4 protein-coding genes are annotated in these 4,358 nt (G+C 46.6%); all 4 read right to left on the bottom strand.

The window, feature by feature from the left end; genetic code table 11:
- Window positions 1–160: 160 nt before the first annotated feature.
- The 4 genes from NJ959_RS26215 to psbB all read right to left on the bottom strand — a co-directional run bounded on the left by NJ959_RS26215 (window position 161) and on the right by psbB (window position 4,099).
- Window positions 161–1,150 carry a 30S ribosomal protein S1 gene (locus tag NJ959_RS26215; RefSeq protein ID WP_254014702.1) on the bottom strand — a complete coding sequence of 330 codons (990 nt, stop codon included), beginning with the start codon at window positions 1,148–1,150 and terminating at the stop codon, window positions 161–163.
- Between the two features lie 423 nt (window positions 1,151–1,573).
- Complete coding sequence (gene nrdR / locus NJ959_RS26210; RefSeq protein ID WP_254014701.1) at window positions 1,574–2,119, bottom strand: transcriptional regulator NrdR; 546 nt, start codon at window positions 2,117–2,119, stop codon at window positions 1,574–1,576.
- 240 nt (window positions 2,120–2,359) lie between these two features.
- Window positions 2,360–2,455: a photosystem II reaction center protein T gene (locus NJ959_RS26205; RefSeq protein WP_254014700.1), complete on the bottom strand. Its 96-nt coding sequence runs from the start codon at window positions 2,453–2,455 to the stop codon at window positions 2,360–2,362.
- Window positions 2,456–2,578: 123 nt separating this feature from the next.
- Window positions 2,579–4,099 carry a photosystem II chlorophyll-binding protein CP47 gene (gene psbB / locus NJ959_RS26200; protein WP_254014699.1) on the bottom strand — a complete coding sequence of 507 codons (1,521 nt, stop codon included), beginning with the start codon at window positions 4,097–4,099 and terminating at the stop codon, window positions 2,579–2,581.
- Between the last annotated feature and the right edge of the window lie 259 nt (window positions 4,100–4,358).

The raw sequence follows: 4,358 nt of genomic DNA, 5'->3' as shown, positions 1-4,358 counted from the left end.
TTCTCAAAGAAACCGGGTTTCTGAGGTGTACTTCATAAACCTGCAATCTGCTGTAAGTGCCCTGTAGCTTATTCGCGATTAGATATAAAAAAAAAGAGGGGTTTTCCCTCTTTTAATTGCTGGGTATATCAAATACCCTTATCAAATATAAATTAAACTATTAATCTTCAACCGCAGGTACGATATCGATCTCTTCAATCTCTGGAAGTTCAGGTTCAGATTCCGGTTGAGCTTGAGGATTAGCAGTTTCCTGTTGGGCACGCATTTTTTCGCGATACTTTGCTGCCATCTCTTCCGCTTTATCATAAACGCGATCGCGATTATTAATCATATCCCCAGGTTCCGGCTCTAACTGCTTGGTTGACAGAGAAATCCGACCTCTTTCTGCATCCAAATCAATGATCATGACTTTAACTTCATCATTAACATTGAAGACACTATGGGGAGTATCAATATGATCGTGAGAAATCTCAGAAATGTGCAACAACCCGCTAACGCCGCCAATATCAATAAAAGCACCGTAAGGCTTAATCCCGCGCACCGAGCCAATCACCACTTCACCGACTTCTAAGCGGTTCATCTTCCGCTCAACTAGCGCACGGCGGTGAGATAGTACCAGACGGTTACGATCTTCATCAACCTCTAAGAATTTTAGTGGTAATTCTTCTCCAACTAAATCTTCCTTCGGCTTGCGGGTACTGATGTGAGAACCCGGAATAAAGCCGCGCAGCCCTTCAATCCGCACTAGCGCCCCACCTCGGTTGGTAGCAAAAACGAGAGAGCGCACCGTAGCGTCTTCGGTTTGGAGTTGACGCACCCGCTCCCAAGCCCGCATATACTCAATGCGGCGGATAGAAAGAGTTAGTTGTCCATCTTCATTCTCGTCCGTCAGAATGAAGAATTCTCGCGTCTCATTTGACTGTAATACTTCATCAGGGCTGTCAACACGGTTAATTGACATCTCCTGAATGGGAATATATGCGGCAGTTTTAGCACCAATGTCAATCAGAGCGCCTCTTGGCTCCAAACTGAATACAGTACCAGCGACAATATCACCGGGACTGAAGTGATAATCGTATTTATCGAGGAGAGCAGCAAAATCGTCGTGAGTGAAGCCAATATCTATCGTGCTTGTTTTCTGACTGACCATGTATGTTGTGTTTCCTTGTTTGATCTCCTTAATGAGTATGCCTGATACTTTTAACCTAGATATCCTGATGGTCATCGATGGCTGCCATGAAAGGATATCGTTAGTACAACATTGCCAGAAGTGTTACTACTGACAAACGCGGTATCCCGCATAGCCTTGGAGATACCCCCAAGGCATTGATCGGTACTACACCGAAAGACAGAGCTTCAAAGAACTATCAAGTTTTCTCAGAAGTTACCTAAAACCCAAGAACTCTGGGCTGTGTAGACTTTTCAGCATCTTTAGTGAGAACCTTTTGTCTAAGGTTCTCATATAGAAGTCTAGACAGGCGATCGTAAGTCCAGACAAACAATTATAACTCAAATGGGGATTCACAACCGATCTGAGTTAAATTAAGCAGATTTCTCTTCCTATTCTTGGTCATCAGGGTGCGATTGCGGATACCGATGTTTCCCAGTCCTCACAATCCAAATCAGCAGCGATAGTTGGGGAGGATGTTGAGATGTCTGTTAACTCCGGCTCATTTTTGAGATCGTCTAATGTCTCAACAAAATCGCGGATGCCTTGAAATTTACGATAGACAGAGGCAAAACGCACATAAGCCACTTCACTCTCACCGCGCAGGTATTGGAGTACCAACTCGCCAATTTCATTGCTGGTGACTTCTCGTCCAAATCCCTGCTGAACTTCAGCTTCAATCTCATCCACCAAAGCTTCTAAACGTCCTTGGGGGATGCCTGTTTTCTCACAAGCACGTATAATTCCACGCAATAACTTGGAGCGGTCAAAGGATTCCCGCTTGCCATCTCGTTTGATCACAGTTACAGGGACAAATTCAATCCGCTCGTAAGTCGTGAAGCGGTGCTTGCATTCCAAGCACTCTCTACGTCGTCGAACACTTTGTCCTGCTTCTGTGGCGCGGGATTCTAGAACCCGGCTGTCAGTGTGCTGACAATAGGGACATCGCATAGGAAAAAGTCCTTTCTCTTGGTGGACTTAAAGGCTACTCATTGAATTAATTTAATGAGAACGCTAGAAGTGGAAACTTAAACCAATGGGAAAATCTGAGCCGATGTCTATCTATCCGATTCAGAGTTACTAAACGGGCTGATAGAATTTGGCAGCTCAGGGCATTTAACAAAACTATAAATTTTTGACGATCGCAAGGGTTAACAGCGGCTCGGAAAGAGCCTGCTGATTGAGAGCGAACTACTTTCCGATCCGAGGCGGTTCCCGGAAGGCGATCGCAAAAAACAGAACACCCAGTGCCAAGACCAGGATAAAGATATAAGCAACGCTTTCCATGTTAATAATCCCCAATGATTTGCTCGACTTCTAGTCTACCTTGCCAAGCAACACTAAAAAGTAAAGAGGTCAAGGAAATTTTTTTTCCTCGAACCTCTTTAGTTTGCCACAACGATGGCGAATTTAGATCTTGCGGGTACTGAAGTCGCCCACTTTTTGGAATAGACCGAATTCTACTTGCTCTTCTAAGTCAGCCTCAACACCTGCAAAGACATCTCGGAACAGAGTCCGGGAACCGTGCCAGATATGACCAAAGAAGAATAGCAAGGCAAAGACGGCATGACCGAAGGTGAACCAACCGCGTGGACTGGTACGGAACACCCCGTCAGAGTTCAGGGTTTTGGTGTCAAACTCAAAAGGCTCGCCCAGTTGTGCCTTACGAGCATATTGTTTGACATCGATGGGATCTGTAAAGCTTTGACCATCCAAAGTCCCACCGTAGAATTGAACGGTAACACCAGCTTGTTCAAAGCTGTATCTTGATTCTGCCCGTCGGAACGGAATATCCGCGCGAACGATGCCATCGGCATCTGTCAAGATGACTGGGAAGGTTTCAAAGAAGTTGGGTAAGCGACGGACGGTTAACTGACGACCTTCTGCATCAGTAAAGACTGGATGACCCAGCCAAACTTGAGCTAGCCCATCACCACTGTTCATTGGACCAGTGCGGAACAAACCGCCTTTAGCTGGGGAGTTGCCTACATAGTCGAAGAATGCCAGTTTCTCAGGAATTTCTGCCCAAGCTTCCGAGGGAGTAGCACCAGCTTCGATACTGGCATCCACACGCCGCGTAATTTCTTGTTGGAAATAACCGTTATCCCATTGATGACGGGTAGGTCCAAACAATTCAATTGGTGTTGCTGCTGAACCGAACCACATCGTACCCGCTACCACGAAAGCAGCAAAGAATACCGCCGCAATACTACTCGATAGTACAGTTTCGATATTCCCCATCCGCAGGGCTTTGAATAGCCTTTGTGGGGGTCGGACACTCAAGTGGAACAAACCAGCAATCACACCGACAACACCTGCCGCGATATGATGAGCCACAATCCCGCCAGGGTTATAGGGGTTGAACCCTTCTGGCCCCCAGGCTGGAGCTACAGGCTGCATACTACCAGTCAGACCATATGGGTCAGAAACCCACATGCCAGGACCAAATAGTCCAGTTAGGTGAAATGCACCAAAGCCAAAGCAGAGAAGACCGGATAAGAACAGGTGAATGCCAAACATTTTGGGCAGATCGAGGGCGGGTTCACCTGTGCGAGGATCTCTAAAAAGTTCTAGATCCCAGTAAACCCAGTGCCATACTGCGGCTAGGAATAACATCCCAGACAGAATAATGTGAGCAGCGGCGACACCTTCAAATGACCAGAATCCGGGGTCTACTCCAGTTTCCCCCGTGACGCTCCAGCCATTCCAAGAACCAGTGACACCCAAACGTGCCATGAACGGCATCACGAACATACCTTGACGCCACATGGGGTTAAGGATTGGGTCACTGGGGTCATAAATTGCTAGTTCGTATAAAGCCATCGAACCAGCCCAGCCTGCTACAAGGGCAGTGTGCATTAGATGCACAGAAATCAGGCGACCTGGATCGTTCAGGACGACTGTATGTACTCGGTACCAAGGTAGTCCCATCGACTACGCTCCTCCTAAAGATAAAGTTTTTAGTTCGATCTTTCTTTTCGTGAAGATTTTAGAACCTGCGATGACCACCCTAGGGGCGAAAGAACCTCTAGGGAAGAAACCGCAGCGTTTCGGACCAGGTGTCCGTCAAACTAAAGATTGTTTAAAGAAGTGTATCTTTTGTTAGAGGCGATTGCAAGAGGAAGGGGGAGAGGGGGAGTTTTGAGTTTTGAGTTTTGAGTTTTGAGTTTTGAGTTTTGAGTTTTGAGTT

Source organism: Limnofasciculus baicalensis BBK-W-15 (assembly GCF_024178385.1).
Classification (GTDB): domain Bacteria; phylum Cyanobacteriota; class Cyanobacteriia; order Cyanobacteriales; family Coleofasciculaceae; genus Limnofasciculus; species Limnofasciculus baicalensis.
The sequence above is the reverse complement of the archived record's forward strand: the minus strand, read 5'-3'. Positions and strand labels throughout refer to the sequence as shown.